15 protein-coding genes are annotated in these 18327 nt (G+C 66.7%); 7 read left to right on the plus strand and 8 right to left on the minus strand.

Features of this window, described 5'->3' with window-relative positions:
* Window position 1: 1 nt before the first annotated feature.
* Window positions 2–2968, minus strand: coding sequence for a BTAD domain-containing putative transcriptional regulator (locus GK109_RS04355; protein ID WP_157238794.1), 2967 nt, complete (start codon window positions 2966–2968; stop codon window positions 2–4).
* 238 nt (window positions 2969–3206) lie between these two features.
* Between GK109_RS04355 and GK109_RS04360 the strand changes: the two genes are divergently transcribed.
* Window positions 3207–3719 (plus strand): hypothetical protein, encoded by a 513-nt coding sequence (locus tag GK109_RS04360; protein ID WP_157238795.1) that lies wholly within the window; start codon window positions 3207–3209, stop codon window positions 3717–3719.
* Between the two features lie 3 nt (window positions 3720–3722).
* On the opposite strand, the gene GK109_RS04365 is transcribed toward GK109_RS04360, so the two are convergent.
* Entirely contained in the window at window positions 3723–5135 is a 1413-nt protein-coding gene (locus GK109_RS04365; protein WP_157238796.1) for a PLP-dependent aminotransferase family protein, read from the minus strand.
* On the opposite strand from GK109_RS04365, the gene GK109_RS04370 reads away from it, so the two are divergent.
* Window positions 5134–6108 carry a DMT family transporter gene (locus GK109_RS04370; protein WP_157238797.1) on the plus strand — a complete coding sequence of 325 codons (975 nt, stop codon included), beginning with the start codon at window positions 5134–5136 and terminating at the stop codon, window positions 6106–6108. The two genes, GK109_RS04365 and GK109_RS04370, sit on opposite strands and share 2 nt — an antisense overlap.
* Before the next feature lie 2 nt (window positions 6109–6110).
* Entirely contained in the window at window positions 6111–6728 is a 618-nt protein-coding gene (locus tag GK109_RS04375; protein ID WP_157238798.1) for an FMN-binding negative transcriptional regulator, read from the plus strand.
* Between the two features lie 118 nt (window positions 6729–6846).
* On the opposite strand, the gene GK109_RS04380 is transcribed toward GK109_RS04375, so the two are convergent.
* On the minus strand, window positions 6847–7665 hold the full coding sequence (locus GK109_RS04380; protein ID WP_157238799.1) for an SDR family NAD(P)-dependent oxidoreductase: 819 nt from the start codon (window positions 7663–7665) through the stop codon (window positions 6847–6849).
* A 147-nt stretch (window positions 7666–7812) separates the two neighbouring features.
* Here GK109_RS04380 and GK109_RS04385 point away from each other — a divergent pair, with 147 nt between their 5' ends.
* Window positions 7813–8199: a TfoX/Sxy family protein gene (locus GK109_RS04385; RefSeq protein WP_157238800.1), complete on the plus strand. Its 387-nt coding sequence runs from the start codon at window positions 7813–7815 to the stop codon at window positions 8197–8199.
* A gap of 115 nt (window positions 8200–8314) precedes the next feature.
* Window positions 8315–9904 carry an alkaline phosphatase gene (locus GK109_RS04390; protein ID WP_157238801.1) on the plus strand — a complete coding sequence of 530 codons (1590 nt, stop codon included), beginning with the start codon at window positions 8315–8317 and terminating at the stop codon, window positions 9902–9904.
* Between the two features lie 80 nt (window positions 9905–9984).
* Here GK109_RS04390 and GK109_RS04395 read toward each other — a convergent pair whose 3' ends face one another.
* The 3 genes from GK109_RS04395 to GK109_RS04405 all read right to left on the minus strand — a co-directional run bounded on the left by GK109_RS04395 (window position 9985) and on the right by GK109_RS04405 (window position 12973).
* Window positions 9985–10722, minus strand: a complete 738-nt coding sequence (locus tag GK109_RS04395) for a hypothetical protein (RefSeq protein ID WP_157238802.1) — start codon at window positions 10720–10722, stop codon at window positions 9985–9987.
* 260 nt (window positions 10723–10982) lie between these two features.
* Complete coding sequence (locus GK109_RS04400) at window positions 10983–12386, minus strand: GntP family permease (RefSeq protein WP_157238803.1); 1404 nt, start codon at window positions 12384–12386, stop codon at window positions 10983–10985.
* A gap of 41 nt (window positions 12387–12427) precedes the next feature.
* On the minus strand, window positions 12428–12973 hold the full coding sequence (locus GK109_RS04405) for a gluconokinase (RefSeq protein WP_157238804.1): 546 nt from the start codon (window positions 12971–12973) through the stop codon (window positions 12428–12430).
* A 190-nt stretch (window positions 12974–13163) separates the two neighbouring features.
* Between GK109_RS04405 and GK109_RS04410 the strand changes: the two genes are divergently transcribed.
* Both GK109_RS04410 and ctaD read left to right on the plus strand, forming a co-directional pair.
* The gene (locus GK109_RS04410; RefSeq protein WP_157238805.1) at window positions 13164–13898 is read left to right on the plus strand and encodes a FadR/GntR family transcriptional regulator; all 735 of its coding nucleotides are present in this window, start codon (window positions 13164–13166) and stop codon (window positions 13896–13898) included.
* A gap of 114 nt (window positions 13899–14012) precedes the next feature.
* The gene (gene ctaD / locus GK109_RS04415; RefSeq protein ID WP_157238806.1) at window positions 14013–15767 is read left to right on the plus strand and encodes a cytochrome c oxidase subunit I; all 1755 of its coding nucleotides are present in this window, start codon (window positions 14013–14015) and stop codon (window positions 15765–15767) included.
* Between the two features lie 19 nt (window positions 15768–15786).
* On the opposite strand, the gene GK109_RS04420 is transcribed toward ctaD, so the two are convergent.
* Together GK109_RS04420 and GK109_RS04425 are read right to left on the minus strand one after the other, a co-directional pair.
* Complete coding sequence (locus GK109_RS04420) at window positions 15787–16635, minus strand: triacylglycerol lipase (RefSeq protein ID WP_157238807.1); 849 nt, start codon at window positions 16633–16635, stop codon at window positions 15787–15789.
* Window positions 16636–16925: 290 nt separating this feature from the next.
* Window positions 16926–18197 carry a plasmid pRiA4b ORF-3 family protein gene (locus tag GK109_RS04425; RefSeq protein WP_197432397.1) on the minus strand — a complete coding sequence of 424 codons (1272 nt, stop codon included), beginning with the start codon at window positions 18195–18197 and terminating at the stop codon, window positions 16926–16928.
* Between the last annotated feature and the right edge of the window lie 130 nt (window positions 18198–18327).

The following is an 18327-nucleotide window of genomic DNA, read 5'->3' on the forward strand; positions in this document are numbered from 1 at the left end:
GTCAGGACCACGGGGCCGGGTCCACGACGCTCTCCGGGGTTGACGGATACCGGTCTGCTGGGTGGGCAGCGCCCGGTGGGACTCCGGTGTGGCGCGCGCCCTGCAGCACCTCGTTGACCGCCTGCGTTATGGTGAGGCTTCTTCCGCCAGCCCAGGCAAGGCCGAAGCGGATCGGGCCGGCTTCCGCCCGGACTCTTGCAATGATGGCTGCTACGCGTTTCCCTTCCTCCGCGTCCAGGGGCCGTACGTGATCCGTACGGTAAGCGTCAGCTGCCGCAAGCAACCTGATGGCGAACTCCAGGCGGTTCTGCCGGGCATAAACTCCGGCCAATGATTCAAGAAATGCAACGAGGTTGCCGTGGGCACCAAGTTCCAGCGACGCGTTGACAGCCTCCAGCAGAAGCCGTTCCGCTGCCTCGTAGTCGCCTTCCTGTTCGTTGCAGTCCGCAAGATTGATGAGCACCACACCCAGCAGCGACCGGTCACTGAGTGGCCGGCCGAGCTCTACGCACTGCCGGGACAACTCCAGTGCCCGCGCCCGCTCGCCAGCGTAGAAGGCCATGCGGGACAGGAGAATTAGTGCGTACAGTCGGGTGCGGTGGCTGGCAGATGGAGAGGACAACGCTTCCGCAGCAAGCCGCTCTGCGGCGACACTGTCTCCAAGGTATGCAGACTGAACGGCAAGGCACATGGTCGTCCAGGCGCTGGCAGAAGCGTTTGCGGTCTCGCGGAACGCGTTTAGCGCCAAGCCATGAAGGGTGGCCGCCTTGGCATAGCATCCCAAAGCCCAGCTCAAGGTAGCGGCCCCGCTTAGTGCCGGGCCTCGAAGCTCCGGTGGAGCATCCGGCACTGCCTCTACCAGCGCAACTGCAGTCCGCTGCTGTTCGGCAAAGTCTCCGGTGAGCTCCCAGTAGTGCCAGAGCTGACCCACAAGGCGAAAGGCCAGTTCCGTTGAACCATGCGGTGCTGCCGCCCACAGCAGTGCCGCACGGAGGTCGAGCGCATCGGAGTGCAGCGTCCGGAAAGCGTCCACCTGGTCCCGGCCCCACAACCGCGGGCATACGGCCTCGGCCAAGGCAACGTAGTGCTCGGCGTGCCGGCGCCGCACTTCAGGCTCTGCTGGAAGCAGCGCCAGCCGGTCGCGGGCAAACTCGCGGATGGACTGCAGCAGGGACACACGCCGCCGTCCTGACTGGTCCGTGTAGCGCCGCAGCAGGCTCTGGTCCGCGAGCGCGGACAGCAGTTCCTGCGTGGATGGCGCATCGGAGGGGACGGGGCCGCGCACAGCGTCGATCGCGGCCAGGGTTGGATCGCTGGCGAAAACTCCGAGTTGGCACAAAAGCACGCGTTCCGCATCCGCCAGTAGTTGATAACTCCACTCCATCGTGGCTGTGAGGGTCCGCTGCCGGTCCGGAAGGTCCTGGAAACTGGCCGGCAACGCAGCCAGGCTGACCTCCAGGTCGGCGAGGAGATCGTGTTCGCTGAGCTGCCGCAGCTGGGCCGCCGCCAGTTCGATGGCCAAGGGCAGGCCGTCCAGCCGGTGGCACAGGCGTGTTAACACAAGTGCGTTTCCGGGATCCACGGTGAAATGCGGGCGGACGGCCCTGCCCCGGCTCAGGAGCAGCTTCATAGCGGGCACCTCCCGCAGCTGCGCCGGCGGCAGGGGCGGGTCGAGGGGCGGCAGTTCAAGCGGCTCAAGCTCAAACTCGTACTCGGGACGCAACCCCAGCCGCCTCCGGCTGGTGGTAAGGATCCGGAGTTCGGGAGCTGCGGTGAGCAGGTCCAGCACCACCGGCCATGCGCCTTCCAGATGCTCGAAGTTGTCCAGGACCAGGAGCAGGGTTCGGGCTTGGAGAAACCGGGATGCGATTCTCAACGGGTCTTCGCCGGCTGGAGCCTCCAGTCCGAGTGCCGCCGTGATGGCACCCGGAACCTGCTCAGCCTGGGTGAGCGGGGACAGGTTGACCCAGCCCGCGCCGTCAGCCATGTGCTCGCCCAGGCGGCTGGCAGCCGCCATGGCGAGGCGGGTCTTCCCTGCCCCGCCCGCCCCCGTGACGGTGACAAGCCGGCACCCCTCGGAGCGGTAGAGCGAGCAAACCTCCCCCAGTTCAGCATCCCGGCCCACCATGGGGGTGAGTGCGGCAGGCAGGTTGTCGAGGCGCTGCCTGGTGCGGCGGTTTTCGTTGGCGGTGGGCGGCGCAAGGGAGGCATCCTGCCGCAGCACCTGGGATTCGAGCTCCTGCAGGCGCACGCCGGGATCAATGCCCAGCTCCGCCGCAAAGGTTTTCCGCGCCGTCCGGCATGCGGCCAGGGCGTCTGCCTGCCGGTCGGAGCGGTACAAGGCGAGCACCAGCGACGCCCACAGGCGTTCCCGGAACGGATGCTGCGATACTAGCCGCTGGAGCTCCCCCACCACGTTGGCATGCCGGCCCAGGGCCAGTTCCACGTCGAAGAGGCCCTGGCACGTGTCCAGCCGGGCCTCCTCCACCTCTTCCAGGTCCGGGACCAGCAGCTCAATGTCGGCCAGGTCAGGAAACGCAGGGCACTCGAACAGGTCCAGGGCCTGGCGCAGGCGGACCGCGCCGCCGGCAAGTTGTCCCGCTCCCACCTCATGCTCGCCGGCGGCAAGGTGCGCGCGGAACTGCAGCAGGTCGAGTTCGTCGTCGGCAACAGCCAGGAGGTAGCCGCCGGGCCTGCTGGCCAGGCGGCGCGAGGCAACCCCCTTGGGGCGGTTAGGCTCCAGCAAGTTCCTCAGGTTCGCCACGTAGACCTGGAGTTGCGGTCCGGGATGCGCCGGCGGATGGCCTTCCCACACCGCTTCAGCCAAAAAGTCAGCTGCTACTACCGAGTTTGCGCGCAGTGCCAGGCATTCTAGGACAATCCGCAGGTTGCGGCTGCTGACGGGAACCTGGACGCCGTCGGCAATCACCTGCAACGGACCCAGGGCCCTGATCCACAAAGCGCTCATCGGCAAGCCCCCTACTGACCGGCCACGGAAGCGGGACACTCCCGATCCTGTGGACTCCTCGACCAGCGGCCCCTAGCGCCCGCCATGCCACATGATGAGCCCCCTGGGGAACTGCATCAACCCCATCATGCTCCCGGGCACGCGGAGGGTCCATAGCTTGCGCCGTGATTAAGGCTCCCTTAAGCGCCCGGAGTCAGCCTGTACTTGCACGATCCGGTACACCTGAAAGGAAAATCCCATGAAAACCACCAGCATTGCTCGAAGCCTTGCCGCGTCCAGCCTGGCAGTCGGCGCCCTGGTGGCGTCGACGCAATCCGCACATGCAGACGGCGCCATGACGTTTTTGGCCGGTGAGGCCTGTGACTTCAGCCTTGAATGGGCATGGTCTGGCGGCAACCTCACGACCAAGGAGTTCAAGGACGAAAATGGAAACCCTGTTCGAGTCCTGACGGCCGGTAAGGGCACGGTGAACACCTCCACCAACCTGGGACCCGGCCCCGGCGAGGGCGAATCCATTTCCATCCGCACTGATGGCTCAGTAGCCCAAACGGTCTTTAACCGGGACGGCAGCTACACCGTTACAGCCACGGGCCACAACGGCCTCATCCTGTACCCCGGCGATGTGCCGGCGGGACCTTCCACTGTCCAGTACGTCGGCAAAATCGTCTACACGGTAGGAACAAACGGCGTGTGGACCCTGGTCAGTACCTCTGGAACCGCCGTCGACGTCTGCGCGGCACTGGCCGGCTGACTGCTAGGCCAGGTTCAGCTCCAGCATCCGGCCAATGATCCGGGCGCCTTCCGGGAAGGCGCCCGGATTCGTGCCGGAGTAGTTGAGCCGGACGAAAGGACCCGCAGGCTCAGCCGGGAACCACTCGTCGCCAGGGGCAATGATGACCCCTGCGGCTTCGCAGTCCCGGGTCAGGCGCGCCAGGTCCGTCCCGTCCGGAAGCCGCAACCACAGGTGAAGCCCGCCTCTCGGCACCTGCTCAAGGTGCGCCTGGGGGATGTGCTCCCGCACGCTGGTGACCAGCAGGTCCCTGCGGGATTCAAGCTGGTGGCGCAGGCTGCGCAGGTGCGTCTGCCACCCTGGCTGCGTGACGACGTCGAGCGCTGCGGCCTGCAGCAGTCCGCTGACGTACATCGATTCGGCGGCACGGTCCGCAAGGATGCGCTCCCGCGCCGGCCCGCGGGCAATGAGGGCCGCCACCCGGATGGAAGTGGACACGCTCTTGGTCAGCGAGCGCAGGTAGACGACGTGCCCGCAATCGTCGCGGGAAGCCACAGGCACGGGGCTGGAGGTGATGCCGAAGTCGTGTGCCCAGTCGTCCTCCACCAGGAACGCGCCCTTCGCGCGGACCACGTCCAGGACCTCGTCGCGCCGTTCCGGAGTCCACTGCGCGCCGGTGGGATTTGAATAGTTGGGCTGTGCGTAGAAAACCCGGGCGCCAGACTCGTCAAAGGCGCGGGCAAGCTCCCCGGCGTCCGGCCCTTCCGGGCCGCTGGGCACCGGGACGACGCGGACGCCCGCCTGCGCGGCCGCGAGGATGGCGCCCCAGTAGGACGGCGACTCCATCAGCAACGGCTGCCCCCTGCCCACCAGCGCGCTGAAGACGGAGCTCAGCCCGCTCTGGCTCCCGGGGAGTACGACGACGTCGCTTGGGTTCGGCGGCGAAATTCCGGCCGGCGTCGACGCGCCGAGCTCGTGGGCGAACCACGACTGCAGCTCCGGCAGGCCGGCCGCGGGCGGCCTGGACAGTGCCGCGTCACCGCGGGAGGCACGCGTAAGGGCTGCCCGCACCAGCCGCTCGGGGAGGAGCTCGCGGGCAGGATAGCCGGAGTGGAAGGCGATGGCCCCGAGCGGCACGTCCCGCATGGTGGAGGAGGCCGGCGGCAGCGCCACCAGCGGCGAGCGGAGCGCCGCCGTCTGCCAGCCGTAGTCGGACGGGCGCGCCATCCGGGCAGCCCGCACGAACGTCCCCACACCGGGGCGGCTCTCAATGAGGCCCTGCGCCGCGAGGGTCTGCAGGGCCTTCTGAACGGTGACCGGGCTGGCCTGGTACTCGGCCACCAGGGAACGGGTGGACGGCAGTTTCGCTCCCGGCGCGGCTGCGGACAGCCAGGATTTCAGGTGCGCCGCTATCCGCGAACTGCTATCGTTGTTCATGAAAGACAATAGTAGCGCTACTCATTCTTCCGGCACAGCGATACTGAGCCCGCAGCCATCCGGACTGCTGCTCGGCCTGGTTGGCGTGGCAGCCTTTTCGTTCACCGTACCGTTCACGAAGGTTGCCGTTGCCGGCCTGTCCCCGCTGTTCATAGGCTCCGGCCGGGCCGTGGTGGCGGGAGTCCTGGCCGCGTCCGCCCTGGCACTTAGCCGGCAACTGCTCCCCCGCGGGACGCAGTGGGCGCGCCTGGCGGTGGTTGCGGCCGGCGTCGTGATCGGCTTCCCGCTACTGACCTCCTTTGCCCTGACCAGCACCCCGGCAGGCCACGGCGCCGTGGTCATCGCTCTCCTCCCTGCGGCAACGGCCACGGCCGCCGTTATCCGCGGGCGGGAACGCCCGCCGCTTGCTTTCTGGCTGGTCAGCGGCCTCGGCGCCTTCGCGGTCATCGCCTTCGCGTCCCTGCAGTCCGCCGGCCTGGGTGTCCTGCACTGGACGGACCTGTTGCTCCTCGGCTCGGTGGTGGCTGCGGCTGTGGGCTACGCAGAGGGCGGCCTGCTGGCCCGCGAACTGGGATCCTGGCAGACCATTTCCTGGGCGCTGGTCCTCGCTTTGCCGCTGATGCTGGCCCTGGCCGCCGTCTCCGCCATCCAGCAGCCGCCGTCCGCAACCCCGGCGCAGTGGGCCGCCTTCGCGTACCTCGCCGTGGTGAGCATGTTCCTGGGCTTCTTCGCCTGGTACCGGGGCCTGGCCATCGGCCCCATCGCCCGTGTCAGCCAGATCCAGCTCATCCAGCCCGTGCTCACCATCTGCTGGGCGGCGCTCCTGCTGGGCGAAGCCCTGACATGGTCCACGGTCCTCGGCGGGCTGGCGGTCATCCTGTGCGCCGGGGCCGCCGTCCGGGTCCGGCTCAGGCCCGCGGCCGCCCACATTGCCGCCCTCCCCGGCCCCGTCCTCCAGCCAGCAAAGGATTAGCCATGTACGTTCCAGCCCACTTTGCCGCGGTCCCCGACACCGTCCAGGACCTCCTCACCCGCCCGGGAGCAGCGAACCTCATCACCATGACCCCGCACGGCCTCATCGCCACGCTCCTGCCCTTCGTTTACGATCCCGATGCCGGCGAGCACGGCGCGCTGCAGGGGCACGTTGCGCGGACCAACACGCAGTGGTCCCAACCCGCCGTCGGGGACGCGCTGGCCATCATCCAGGGTGCGGACGCCTACGTTTCCCCGTCCTGGTACGCGTCCAAGGCCGAGCACGGACGCGTTGTGCCCACCTGGAACTACACCACGGCGCACGTGTACGGACGGCTGGTGATCCACGACGACCTTGCATGGCTGGACCGGCAGGTCCGGCGCCTCACCGGTGTGCACGAGGCCGGCTTTGACCACCCGTGGAGCGTGGATGACGCGCCTGGCCGGTACATCGCCGGGCAACTGCGGGCCATCGTGGGCGTCGAACTGGTCATCACCCGGATTGAGGCCAAGGCCAAGCTGAGCCAGAACCGGCCCGAAGCGGACGTGGACGGCGTAGTTGCGGGGCTTACTGCCCGAGGCCAGTCAGAGGCCGCGGCGGATGTAGAGCGCGCCCGCTGACGCAAATGCGTGACTTTTGGGCGCTGCAAGGAGCCAAGGCCCCGAAAGCACGCGGGCTCCGCCTACGGGAAACCCAAAAGTCACGCATTTCCGGCCCAGCCGGGCGGCCGTGGGCCTCTCAGGCAGCCACGAGCTCCTCGCTCTGCTCCCACAGGCCGCGCGCCAGCTCGGCGTCGTAGGCCTGGGGATTGGCCTTGGCCAGGGCGCGCTTGTAGTAGTACGCACCGGAGATCCAGTCCTTGCCCGCGGTGCCGTTGACCAGCCAGAGCAGGGTGTCTGCGCCCTGGTCCGGCGTGAGCATGAAGCGGTTCAGCAGCGTCTTGTAGGCGTGCCGGAACGGGCTGCTGGACTCGGCCGCAAAGTTGGTGCGGACCACGCCCGGGTGGAATGCCGCCGTCGTGATTCCCTGCTCGCCGAAGCGGCGGTGCAGCTCGGAGGTGAAGAGGATGTTGGCGAGCTTGCCGGTGCCGTAGGCGCGGTTGGTGGAGTAGCCGTGCTCGGCCGTGAGGTCGAACAGGTCCAGCTTCCCGAAGTTGTTGGCGCCGCTGGAGGTGTTGATGACTTTGGCGTTGCTGGCAACCAGGGTGTCCATCAGCAGCGTGGTGAGCAGGAACGGCGCCAGGTGGTTGACCTGGAACGTGGATTCGTTGCCGTCCACGGTGAGGGTGCGCTTGCCCATGATGCCGCCGGCGTTGTTGGCCAGGACGTCGATGCGCGGGTAGTCGGACTTCAGCTGGGCGGCGAGGGTGCGGACCTGAGCGAGCTCCGCGAAGTCACTGACAAAGTAGTCGGCGTCCAGTTCCTTGGCCATGGCGCGGGTCTTCTCCGCGGAACGGCCGACGACGACCACCTGCTCCCCTGCCTTGGCCAGCGTCCGGGCGGCTGCTGCGCCGATGCCGTCGCTGGCGCCGGTGATCACGATGGTGCGAGGAGTCAAGGGGTGTCCTTTGGTTGGGGAAGTCGCGGCGCCCTGGCTGGGCATGTTGCCTACCGGCACAACGACGGCGGCACGGCAGGTGTTCCCCGGCGCGGACAAGAGGGCATATCCTGCACAGACCAGCCAGCCGAACCCGGGGGGAGAGCCATGGAGATGCCCAAAGCGTCAGACGCGGACAAGGAGCGCTTCCGGTCCCTGGTGCCGGACGGCCCCGGCGTGGTGGTGAAGCCGATGTTCGGCAACCTCGGTGCGTTCGTCAACGGCAACATGTTCGCCGGCCTGTTCGGCTCCACCGTCGGGATCAAGCTCTCGCCTGAGGACAGGCAGCAGCTCGAAGGCGGGGAGCGGACCGTCCCCTTCGGCCCGGCGGAGCGGCCCATGGGCGGCTACACGGGATTGCCGGAAGTCTGGAACGAGGAAGGCGACGGCGACGACGCCCGCGCCAGGGCATGGATCCACAAGGCCTTCGAGTACGTGGCGGGGCTGCCGCCGAAGGAGCCGAAGGCCGCGAAGTCCCGGGCGGCAGGTACGTAGCTAGTGGGCGGGTTCGAGGGGCCCGCACCAGGCAAGACAGTTTTTGTCACGCAGTTAACCAGTCATTCATGCCGCCCTCAGCATCCGTCCAACCGGCCTCCCTACGGTCGGACCCATGGACAACATCTCACGCAGATCCCTCATTTCCGCCGGCCTCGGGGCCGGCCTCGTCGCCGCCCTGCCGGGTGCCGCAGTCGCCGTTTCAACAGCGGACGACGCCGGCCTCCGCACCGATCCGTTCATGCTGGGCATCGCCTCCGGCGAGCCGTGGCCGGACGGCTTCGTGATCTGGACCCGCCTGGCATTGGACCCCCTGGCCGAGGACGGCCTGGGCGGCATGCCCTCCCGCCAGGCCCCGGTGGCCTGGGAGGTGGCCGAGGACGAGGGCATGCGCACTGTGGTAGCCCGCGGCGTCGAACAGGCCGGAATCGAAACCGCCCACTCGGTGCACGTGGAACTGAAGGGCCTCAAGCCGGGCCGCGAATACTTCTACCGGTTCCGCAGCGGCCGCCACATCAGCGCAACCGGCCGAACCCTGACCGCCCCGGCGCTGCACGAGACGCCTGCCGCCCTGGCCATGGCGTTTGCCAGCTGCTCCCAGTACGAGCACGGCTACTTCACCGCCTACACGCGCCTCGCCGAGGACCACCCGGACCTGGTGCTGCACCTGGGCGACTACCTGTACGAGTACAAGAAGGGCAGCTACGTGATCGGCGGCGGCAACCCGCGCGACCACCAGGGCCCCGAGACTGTGAGCCTCGCCGGCTACCGCCAGCGGCACGCCCAGTACAAGTCCGACGCCGACCTGCAGGCGGCGCACGCGATCGCGCCGTGGCTTGTGGTGTGGGATGACCACGAGGTGGACAACAACTGGGCGGACGAGGTCCCCGAGAACCGCGACCCCAACCAGATGAACGACACCACGGAGCGTTTCCGGCAGCGGCGGGCCGCCGCGTTCCAGGCGTATTACGAGAACATGCCGCTGCGGGCCTCGTCCGTGCCGGCCGGGTTCGACATGAAGATCTACCGCACCATCCAGTGGGGCCAGCTCGCCAATTTCCACATGATGGACACCCGGCAGTACCGCGACGACCAGCTCGCCGGCGACGGCTGGAAGAAGAACGTGGCCGAGCGCCTGGCCGAGAACCGCACCATCACCGGTGCCGAGCAGGAGACATGGCTGCTGGACGGCTTCCGGAACTCCACCCAGCGCTGGGACATCCTGGGCCAGCAGGTCTTCTTCGCCGAGCGTGACCGCGCCCAGGCGCCGGAGATCGACGACGTCTCGATGGACGGCTGGGACGGGTACGCCGCATCCCGCCGCCGCATCACCCAAGGCTGGGTGGACGCCAACGTACGCAACGCCGTGGTACTCACCGGCGACGTGCACCGCAACTGGGCCAACGACCTCAAGGTGGACTACAAGGACCCGGCCTCGCCCGTGGTGGGCTCGGAACTGGTGTGCACGTCCATCACCTCCACCGGCAATGGCACCGGCTCCACCACGGAACCCACCATGGCGTGGAACCCGCACCTGAAGTTCTTCAACGACAACCGCGGCTACGTGAACACCAGGATCACCAAGGACGCCATGACGGCGGACTTCCGGACGCTGGACTATGTCACGACGCCGGGAGCCCCCGTTTCGACGAAGGCCTCGTTCGCGATCCAGGACGGCATGCCCGGGCTGCAGGCGCGCGGTTAGGCTCGAAAACCGGTTCCAGCGGAAGGTCCGGCCGGCACACCGGCCGGACCTTCCGGTGCCGGGTGTTCCGCTGCCGGAGGCTACGGGGCGACGACTTTCACGAGTTCTGACCGGCTTCCAGACTGCAGGTCCTCGGTGAGGACCAGAGCGGCAACCTCCGGGCAGTAGTACTTGTGCTCCCGGGCATTCTTTTCAAGGGGCGACCAGTCGTAAACCTTGACGCAGCCGGTGTAGGTCCGGGCCTTCGTGGAGACGGTCTCGCCGGTGGCCGCCGTCTCCCGCATGTCTTCGGCATAGCCCGCGTAGAATTCCTGCCGGTAGGAATCCCCCACGCGCTGCTCGGCTTTCATCCAGATCCCCGCTTGTGCCCCGTCTTTCCCGTGGAGAAAGCTGCCCGAGTGGTTGATCAGGATCCCGTTCCAGAAGTTGTTCACGTCCTCGCCGAAATACCACACGTCGCCGTTTTTGTGCTGCGCCAGATAATCCCGGGTTTCCTCCACGAGCTGCCCGTTCTTGAATTCCTTGTCCAGGTAAATGACGGTCTCAACGCCCTCGATGGTCTTGGTTTCCTGCAGGATTTCGATTTCGATCGTCTCGGTGACCTTCCCCTGCTCAACGGTTTCATAGGTCAACTTCTTGCCCACCGGAAGGGCAAAGTATTTGTTCGTGATCTTGGTGCTGAAATCTGCGGGGTTAACCTGGGGGGTGTACTCGGCGGCCCTGCTCTTCCTGGTGCTTTCAGTGACGAAAAGTGCCACTCCTGCAGCTACGAGCAGCACGACGAGGACGGCCAGGAAAATCTTGGTTGGTTGATTCATGACCTTTCCCACTCCTTCTGAGTAGAAATTCCTATTGGGGGTCCGAGCACGTTTGCTTGCCCATGGCCATAGGAGAAAGTTAGTGCAGTCCGTCGCCAACCTGAACCCCTTCGGCTACCCCTTACCAAGCAGGGTGAATCATCGAAAGCTGGGTATCTCCGGCACGCACTTAGAAAGCAAGTAGCGCCAGGTGTCGTTTTGGGGTTTCAAAACGACACCTGGCGCTACTTAGTTGGGGAGGGGCGCCATAGTTCGGCAGGCTAACCCGCCAGGCCTGCCACCAGGAAGATCACTGCGGCGATGGCAAAGCCCATCACGCCGATGAGGGTCTCCATGACGGTCCACGTCTTCAGGGTGGTCTTGACGTCCATGCCGAAGAAGCGGCCCACCAGCCAGAACCCGGAGTCGTTGACGTGGGAGACCACCACGGAACCGGCGGCCACGGCAATCACCAGGGCGGCAACCTGCATCCCGTTCAGCCCCGCCAGGGCAACAGCGGGGGCGATCAGGCCGGCGGTGGTGGTCAGCGCCACGGTGGCCGAACCCTGGGCGATGCGCAGGATGGCGGAGATCAGGAAGCCTGCGAGGATGAGCGGGATGCCCAGGTCGCCCAGGACGTCGGCCAGGGCCTGGCCAATGCCGGAGGTGCGCAGGACGCCGCCGAACATGCCGCCGGCGCCGGTGATCAGGATGACGGAGCAGACCGGGCCCAGGGATGATTCGAGCAGCCTCTCGAGCGCGCCCGCGTCCCTGCCCCGCCTGGCGCCGAGCACGAACAAGGCCACCAGCACGGCGATCAGCAGTGCCACCGGAGTTTCGCCGAGGGTGCGCAGGACCTGGTACCACTGCTCCTTCTTGACGCCTTCGGCGAGTACACCGGAGGTAGCCAGGGTGTTCAGCCCGGTGTTCATGAAGATCAGGAGCAGCGGCAGGAGCAGCAGGCCCACGATGGTGCGGAAGCGCGGCGGGTGCGACTCGGCTTCGGCGGTGGCGTGGCCCAGGATTTCCGGCACGGGCAGGACCAGCTTCTTGCCGGTGTAGAGGCCGTACAGGTAGGCGGTGACGTACCAGGTGGGGATGGCGACGATGAGGCCGGCGATGGTCACCAGGCCGATGTTGGCGTCGAAGAAGGCCGCTGCGGACACCGGGCCCGGGTGCGGCGGCAGGAAGATGTGCATCACGGAAAATGCGCCGGCGGCGGGCAGGCCGTAGCGGAGCACTCCCCCGCCCAGGCGGTGGGCCACCGCGAAGACCACGGGCAGCATGACAACCAGGCCGGCGTCGAAGAAGATGGGGAAGCCGAAGATCAGCGAGGCCAGGCCCAGGGCGAACGGGGCGCGCTTTTCGCCGAAGACGCCGATGAGGTAGTCGGCCAGCACCTTGGCGCCGCCGCTGGTTTCGACGATGCGGCCGAGCATCGCGCCCAGGCCCACCAGGAGTGCCACCGTGCCGAGCGTGGTGCCGAAGCCGTTGATCAGCACCGGGACCACCTGGCTGGCGGGGATGCCGGTGGCGAAGGCAGTGGCGAGGCTGATCAGGATCAGCGCGACCAGGGCGTGCATGCGCAGCCTGATGATCAGGAACAGCAGGACGAGGATCGCTGCGGCGGCGATGAGCAGCAGCGGCCCTGCGCCCAGTGTTTGGGTCCATCCTTCGATGGTCATGGTTCTCCTTTGAAGCAGGATTTGTTGGGGGTCAGGGGTGGTCAGGACGCGCTGGGCGCCTGGCCGGAGGAAAGGTGAAGGGCCTGCACGACGGCGGCGACCAGCTGCCCGGGTGACTGCGCGATGTCCAGGCGGAGGCTGCCGGCGTCGAGCTCTTCCTGGCTGAGCGCCTCGAGGGTGGCCAGCTGGCTCGGCAGCAGGGCGGGCGGCATGAAGTGGCCCTCCCGGCCCTGCATGCGCCGGCTGATCAGGTCCGCGCCGCCGTCGAGGTGGAGGAAGATGACGCGTCCCTCCGCTTCGGACAGGAGCTGACGGTAGCTTTTCTTCAGGGCGGAGCAGGTGATGACCGTGCTGCAGCCGGCCTGGGCCTGGGCGCTCATCCAGGCCTGGATTTCCCGGAGCCACGGCCAGCGGTCCTCGTCCTGCAGCGGGATGCCCTGGGTCATCTTGGCGATGTTCGCGTCCGGGTGGAACTCGTCCGCTTCGGCGCAGGCCCATCCCAGCTGTCCGGACAGGGCCGCCGCCAGGGTGGTTTTGCCGGACCCGGCGACGCCCATCACCACAAGATGCGTGGGGGGATTCTGCATGTTCATACCTCCGGAGAAGACGTCTTTGGCTTTCGAAGAAGCTCGCTGTGTGCCCGTCGTTGCGTGGGCTACGCCATAAGGTATCACCTTTGAGGCTAATAAATACTATCTTTGCGTGTCACAGGTCATACCTTACTGTTTTTGTTCGCTATTCTGGAGGTGCGCTCCGGCGCGGAGAGAGGCGGAAAATATGTCGACGGCGACAGGTGCGGGCGCGGATGATGCGCACGACGGCGGGGCCTCCCCCGCAATGCACGAGCGCGTTTTGGAGGCGGTCGGCGTCGCCATCGCCTCCGCAAAGCTGGCCCCGGGCAGCAGGCTCACCCTGGAAGGCCTGCAGCAGGAGTACGGAATTTCCCGCACCGTTGCGCGGGACACCATGAAGGTGTTGGAGTCGATGAACCTGGTCTATTCGCGGCGGCGGGTTGGCATCGTGGTGCAGGAGCGCCGGTGCTGGAACGTCTTCGACCCCAAGCTGGTGCGCTGGCGGCTTGCCTCGGACCGGCGCGACGTCCAGTACAGCAGCCTCACGGAGCTGCGCATCGCCGTCGAGCCCATTGCCGCCGCAGGCGCCGCCCGCCGTGCCAGCGCCGCGGAACGCGCACAGCTTGTTGCCCTTGCGGCGGAGCTGCGGCGGCTGGGTGAGGCCGGCGACCTCCAGGGGTTCCTGGCGGCCGATATCGAGTTCCACCAGCTGCTGCTGCGAAGCTGCGGAAACGAGATGTTCCAGGCACTCGAGGGCATGGTGGCGGAAGTGCTCACCAGCCGGACGCAGCAGGGGCTGATGCCGTTCAAGCCCCGGAACGAGGCGCTGCAGGCGCATGAGGACGTGGCTGCAGCCGTGGCGGCCGGGGACACGGCGGTGGCGGAATCAGCAATGCACCACATCCTGGACGAGGTCCGGAACGCGATGGGGCTGCACTAGCGCCCCGGCGCCTCATCAAAGCCCTTCCCGGACACCGCGATCCTGAGTAGCCTTCAAAGTAGGGCTTACGCAAGGGGCCTTCAGCGCCATCCAGGAGATCTGCGAGGTGGAACGATGACCACTACCGGACGTTCAGGTGAAGGGCTCGCCGCTACCGCTGCGCCGGCCGTGGTACCCCGGCGCAAGGGCAGCATCGTGGTCAACTGGCTCACCACCACGGACCACAAGACCATCGGGTACATGTACCTGATCACGTCCTTTGCGTTCTTCTGCATGGGCGGCGTGATGGCGCTGCTCATCCGGGCGGAACTGTTCGAGCCGGGCATGCAGGTGCTGCAGACGAAGGAGCAGTACAACCAGCTGTTCACCATGCACGGCATCATCATGCTGCTGATGTTTGCCACCCCGCTCTTCGCGGGCTTCGCGAACGTGATCATGCCGCTGCAGATCGGCGCGCCGGACGTCGCGTTCCCGCGGCTGAACGCGCTGGCATTCTGGTTCTTCCTCTTCGGTTCCACCATTGCGGTGTCCGGCTTCATCACCCCGCAGGGTGCGGCATCGTTTGGCTGGTTCGCTTACGCGCCGCTGTCCGATACCACCTTCAGTCCCGGCATCGGCGGGGACCTGTGGGTGTTCGGCCTGGCGCTGTCCGGTTTCGGCACCATCCTGGGTGCGGTCAACTTCATCACCACCATCATCTGCATGCGCGCCCCCGGCCTGACCATGTGGCGGATGCCGATCTTCACCTGGAATACCCTGGTGACGGCCATCCTGGTCATCATGGCCTTCCCGCCGCTGGCAGCAGCACTGTTCGCCCTCGGCGCGGACCGCCGCTTCGGAGCCCACATCTACGATCCGGAAAACGGCGGCGCCGTCCTCTGGCAGCACCTGTTCTGGTTCTTCGGCCACCCCGAGGTGTACATCATCGCGCTGCCGTTCTTCGGCATCGTTTCGGAGATCTTCCCGGTCTTCAGCCGCAAACCGATCTTCGGCTACAAGGGCCTGGTCTACGCCACCATCTCCATCGCCGCGCTGTCCATGACGGTGTGGGCACACCACATGTACGTCACCGGATCCGTGCTGCTGCCGTTCTTCGCGTTCATGACCATGCTGATCGCAGTCCCCACCGGCGTGAAGTTCTTCAACTGGATCGGCACCATGTGGGGCGGTTCGCTGACGTTTGAGACCCCGATGCTCTGGAGCATCGGCTTCCTGATCACCTTCCTGTTCGGCGGCCTGACCGGCATCATCCTGGCGTCCCCGCCGCTGGACTTCCACGTCTCGGACTCCTACTTCGTGGTGGCACACTTCCACTACGTGGTGTTCGGCACCGTGGTGTTCGCGATGTTCGCCGGCTTCTACTTCTGGTGGCCCAAATTCACCGGCACCATGCTCAATGAACGCCTGGGCAAGATCCACTTCTGGATGCTGCTCGTTGGCTTCCACGGGACGTTCCTCATCCAGCACTGGCTGGGCGTCATGGGAATGCCCCGCCGGTATGCGGACTACCTGGTGGAGGACAACTTCACCTTGATGAACCAGTTCTCCACCTTCAGTTCCTTCCTGCTGGGCGCCTCCCTGATTCCGTTCTTCTGGAACGTCTACATCACCTGGCGGGCGGGCAAGAAGGTCACCGTGGACGATCCCTGGGGCTTCGGCGCCTCGCTGGAATGGGCCACGTCCTGCCCGCCGCCGCGGCACAACTTCACGTCCCTGCCCCGGATCCGTTCCGAGCGGCCGGCCCTGGACCTGCACCACCCAGAGATCCGGGTCCGCGAACATGAACCGGTCCACAGCGCAGCGGCGGCAGCCCTTGGCGCGGCGGACATCGGTGAAAAGGACGTTCGGGAGCCGAACCCGGACAAGTAGCGAGCGGGCCGGTCCGCTGCTAGATGCAGCTGGGCTGGTAAGCCGGATCCGCCGGCCCAGACGCCCTGCCCAGGGCATGGGCGACGATCTGGTGCACCACGGGGTCGTTCGGCGTCTGGTCGTGCTCAAACACATCCGCCGGGCACTTGTCCTGGATGGTGATGTTGGTGACCTGCCGCGCCGGGCCGGAGAGGAACTGGCTGTTGTAGGGAATCACCACTTCGTCGTAGACGGTGGAGATCACGGTGTAGGACGGTCCGGCCACGGTGTCACCGATGGAGTTCAGTTCCTGCATGAACGGCGAACCTGCCTGCTGGTCGGCGCAGGCAGCGCAGCCGAGAGCCGTGTAGTTCGGGTCGGCCACGACGTCCGGCGGAGGAAGGATCACGCCTTCCGTGCCGTGGTTCGAGGGGGCGATTCCGACGAGCTGGTTGACGTTCTTGGCGCCGCCGAGGAAGCCCATGTAGTAACGGGGCATCATGCCGCCCTGGCTGTGGCCCACGAGGTCCACCTTCTTTGCGCCGGTGGCTGCGCGGACAGCGTCGACAAACGGGGCGAGTTCCTTCGCGGAATCGGCTACAGGCGCGGTGGCGTAGACGCCGTTCGTCTCCCCGTAGTTGAGCGCAAAGACGCAGTACCCGGCGCTCTTGAGGTACGGCGAGAGGGTGGACCAGTTTTTTGCCATGCTTTCAAAGGTCCCGGGGACCAGGATGACAGGGTAGGGGTGCTCGGCGGACGGCTTGCAGGACCAGTCGTTGGCGCCGGGCGGGGATATTTCGACGACGTCCGCGTGGGCGGGTGCCGCGGCGAGGGAACCGGCGAGGACGGCGGTCGCGGCCAGGGACAGTGCCTTTTTGAGCAGTGACATAGAAACCTCTTCGTTTGCGTGTCAGCGGATGGGCCGGGCAGGAACCGGAGCCTGTGCTGCGGGCCAGGTTCCTCCCGGGGGTCTTCAAATGCTAGGCAGGACCGGGCGGCGGCGGCGGATTCTGCACAAACGTGCGGCCAAGACCGCCCGCCGTTTGCGCCGGGTGCGGCGGCGGATGTGAAGGGCACTCCACATCGTTGTTACTGGTCAGTAGCCAGATTGTGGCCCCGGACCGGCGGCGCATCACCGTTCACTGCCGCTGCACATCCGTGCACGGACAGCCATGGCTGTCAGCTCGCAGGACCGCCCGGAGAATGCCGGTCAGCGTCCCTGACCGCCATGAAGAACTTCACGCCGCCGTCGGTCAGCATTTGCCGGTGGAAAAGGTGGTCGCCGCGATCGAACACGCGCAGGCACATGAGGCTCCACAGCACACGCCGGTAGATGTCGGTGACCCACTCCCCGGGGATGCCGTGGCCGGACGGGGTAACGAACCCGGCGTCATCCAGGGCCAGGCTGATCACATCCCTTTCAAGGAGCCGCGGCGGCGCAATGCCACTGAGGTACCAGTGTGTGTAGAGGCGCATGGCCAGCCGTACGGCGTCGTGCTTCGGATTGGCGATCACGTCCACCATGTAGTCCCACAAGTCGCCCGGCCGTTCGAGCGCCCGCCGGCCGCGGGGTGTGAGCACCAGCCTGCCTTTGAGCTTCCGTACCAGCTTCCACGCCAGGACATGCTCCCGGAGTTCACGGACCGGCAAGACATTCGCTTCACGGTTTCCCTTGCCCAGGACGGCTCCGTCCCAGCCGATTTCCTCCACGGCGCGCGCCACCAGGAAGGGTTTCAGGTACCCGTCCTTCGTCAGTTCCAGGCCATCACCCTCGGCATTCTCCAGGAACCAGCGCACGGGCTTCAACACCGCATCGCGCTCGCCGTCAGTGAGCGGCTGCGGCCACCACTGGAGGCTGAGGATCCGCAGCCGGCGGTTGGCAGCGTCCACGTCGAAGCGGGTGGCGTCGAACCTCTGGCCAAACTCCCCGGTGGTCTCGAAGACCCATCTCCCGGCATCGCCATGCTCCGGATGGTGCCGGTCCGCGAGGATGCGGACCAGGTTGGCATATCCCTCCGGCCCGCCGGAATCCTCCACGGGACCACGGTTGGCGCCGCCCAGGCACTGGAGCTCGCCGTACGCCAGTTCAGCCGGCCCGAGCAACTCCACCTGGTGAGTCCAGCCGTCGCCGAAGTCGTACTCGTACTCGCAGGCCGTGCCCGGCTTCCGGGGATCCAACAGGTCCAAAAGGACGACGGCGGAGGCCGCCTCTGCGCCCGAGTCCTCCGTTGCGCCGCGGGGCCCTGCAACCACGCGCTGGTTCCCGCGGGGATCTACGCACCTGACGGCGTAAACGTGGCGGTCCTCCCAGCCGAAGGCCGCCTGCACGGCAAGATGGAATTCTTCCACTGTCAGGGCGGCGGGAACCCGCAGTCGGCGCCAGATCTCTGGCTCGGTGTCCTCAATGCTGATGCGGAGTTCAAAGGCGGGGACGCGTGCGGCGGACTGCATAGGGTCATCTTTCCAGAGCCGCAGGAGGTCCTGCATCGCTGATCTGGCAGCACAGCCGGGTTAAGCAAAAGCAGGGCCGGTCAGCGACCGGCCCTGCTTTTTCAAAATTCGAAACCCGAAGGCCCCAGAT

The organism is Pseudarthrobacter sp. GA104, assembly GCF_009741265.1.
Classification (GTDB): domain Bacteria; phylum Actinomycetota; class Actinomycetes; order Actinomycetales; family Micrococcaceae; genus Arthrobacter.

Coding starts and splice junctions, on each gene's coding strand:
- GK109_RS04395 (WP_157238802.1), bottom strand. CDS start 10,722: ATGAATCAACCAACCAAGATTTTCCTGGCCGTCCTCGTCGTGCTGCTC.
- GK109_RS04410 (WP_157238805.1), top strand. CDS start 13,164: ATGTCGACGGCGACAGGTGCGGGCGCGGATGATGCGCACGACGGCGGG.
- GK109_RS04365 (WP_157238796.1), bottom strand. CDS start 5,135: ATGAACAACGATAGCAGTTCGCGGATAGCGGCGCACCTGAAATCCTGG.
- GK109_RS04360 (WP_157238795.1), top strand. CDS start 3,207: ATGAAAACCACCAGCATTGCTCGAAGCCTTGCCGCGTCCAGCCTGGCA.
- GK109_RS04375 (WP_157238798.1), top strand. CDS start 6,111: ATGTACGTTCCAGCCCACTTTGCCGCGGTCCCCGACACCGTCCAGGAC.
- GK109_RS04405 (WP_157238804.1), bottom strand. CDS start 12,973: ATGCAGAATCCCCCCACGCATCTTGTGGTGATGGGCGTCGCCGGGTCC.
- GK109_RS04390 (WP_157238801.1), top strand. CDS start 8,315: ATGGACAACATCTCACGCAGATCCCTCATTTCCGCCGGCCTCGGGGCC.
- GK109_RS04370 (WP_157238797.1), top strand. CDS start 5,134: ATGAAAGACAATAGTAGCGCTACTCATTCTTCCGGCACAGCGATACTG.
- GK109_RS04420 (WP_157238807.1), bottom strand. CDS start 16,635: ATGTCACTGCTCAAAAAGGCACTGTCCCTGGCCGCGACCGCCGTCCTC.
- GK109_RS04425 (WP_197432397.1), bottom strand. CDS start 18,197: ATGCAGTCCGCCGCACGCGTCCCCGCCTTTGAACTCCGCATCAGCATT.
- GK109_RS04355 (WP_157238794.1), bottom strand. CDS start 2,968: ATGAGCGCTTTGTGGATCAGGGCCCTGGGTCCGTTGCAGGTGATTGCC.
- GK109_RS04400 (WP_157238803.1), bottom strand. CDS start 12,386: ATGACCATCGAAGGATGGACCCAAACACTGGGCGCAGGGCCGCTGCTG.
- GK109_RS04385 (WP_157238800.1), top strand. CDS start 7,813: ATGGAGATGCCCAAAGCGTCAGACGCGGACAAGGAGCGCTTCCGGTCC.
- ctaD (WP_157238806.1), top strand. CDS start 14,013: ATGACCACTACCGGACGTTCAGGTGAAGGGCTCGCCGCTACCGCTGCG.